Consider the following 1,712-nt stretch of genomic DNA (forward strand, 5'->3'; position numbering starts at 1 on the left):
CCCCGAAGCCCGCCCCGGTATCTGGCGGTTCGGTTTCCGGCCGCCCAAGGACGCCTCGCAGGGCAGCGAGCGCCTCTCCCCCGTCACCGTCGTCGGCCTGCTGATCCCGCTCGTCGTCGCGCTCGTCCTGTGGTCGCTGTGGCGGCGCGGGGCGTTCCCGTACCAGTTCACCGTGCTGCGCCTGTTCACGCCGGGCGACTGGTGGTGGGGCGGGACGATGGCCTCCGCGAAGACCACGGAGGGCGCGGAGGCGCGGGTCGTGTACGACGGGCTGTTCTTCGCGCTCCTCATGTACACGATGGGCCGGCTGGGGAGCTGGCCGGACGCCGTGCGGCACTTCATCGGGCGCCGTCCGCAGCCCGCGCGCGCGGTGTACGCGTTCGTCGCGGCCCTGGTGGCGCTCAGCTTCGTGTTCCCGGACGCGTTCCCGCTGGTCGGCTGGGACTCGCTGCCCGTCGTGGACCCGCTGTTCTCGCTGATCGTGCTGATCTCCGGGAGCTACGAGCTGTTCACGTCGGCCCTGTTCACGGACTCGCTGTACGCGGTGATCACCGCGCTGGTGGTGTGGCCGTTCGCGAAGGTCGGCGGCTGGTGGCCGTACGCGAAGGAGCTGCTGGCCGCGCGCAGGGGCGAGGCGCCGGCTCAGGTCGTCGTCGAGCGCCCGCGCGCGCAGTGGCCCGCGCTGCGGGACGCCGGGCAGGCCGAGGCGGCCGACCTGCTGAGCGGGGAGGTCGCGGCGGGGCGGATGAACGACGTCGACTGCGCGCGCGTGGAGCACGCGTTCGCTCTCGCGCGCGCGGGCGCCTCGCTGGGGGCGTTCCGGGAGACGGTGCTGCGGCAGGGGGGCGCGGCCTGGACGCATCCCTCGGGCGCGCGCGATCTGCCGCGCCGCAGTGCGGCGCACGACCTGCTCGCCGGGCAGGTGCGGATCGGGCGGTGGGTGTCCGCCGAGCGGGCGCCGGTGCCCTACCGGGACGCGGGGGCCGCGCTCGGGGCGGACGTGCTGGGGACGTCGCTGCTGGCGGTCGGTCCGTCGGGTTCCGGGAAGACGCGCACGCTGATCGAGCCGGTGACCGAATCGCTGGCCCTGCGCGCGCTCACGGGCGCGTGCGCGGTCGTCGCGGTGTCCTCCGCGGGCGCGCCGCTGGGCTCCGACGACCACTTCGACGTCGTCGTCCGCATCGGCGACCCGGCCTCCGTCCACGACCTCGACCCGTACGCCGGATGCGACGACCCCGACGAGGCCGCCGCGATCCTCGCCGAGGCCCTCGTGGGCGACCTGGCCACCCCGCAGGCCGCGACGGCCCTCGCCCAGCTCCTGGGCCCCTACCGGGCCGCTCACGGCCGTTTCCCGGCCCTCCCGGCCCTGCGCGAGCTCCTGGAGAGCCCCGAGGCCCTGGCGTCCCTGCGCGACGCCCTCGCCGGGAACGAGGTCATGCGCCGCGAACTGGACGCCCGCATCCGCCAGACCGGGGCCCCGGGAGACGCGGGACGCGCGCTGGCGGACCGGCTGGCGCTGCTGAGCAGGCCGGTGTTCGCGGAGTTCCTGGGAGGCAGCGGAGACACGCACTCCGCGCGCGGGCACGGCGACGAGACCGGGCCGCACACCACCCCCGGCGCCCTCCCGCGCGGGGACGACGGCCGCACCCCTGACGCGTACCGCGCGGGAGGCCCCCCGCAGTACGCGCACGCGGACCACAGCCGCCCCACCC

Annotated in this window: 1 pseudogene; it reads left to right on the plus strand. The window is 76.2% G+C overall.

The window, feature by feature from the left end:
* Positions 1–1,712, plus strand: a pseudogene (locus AOK24_RS39360) (ATP/GTP-binding protein); the annotation flags it as partial.

Source organism: Streptomyces niveiscabiei (assembly GCF_001419795.1).
GTDB classification, from domain to species: domain Bacteria; phylum Actinomycetota; class Actinomycetes; order Streptomycetales; family Streptomycetaceae; genus Streptomyces; species Streptomyces niveiscabiei.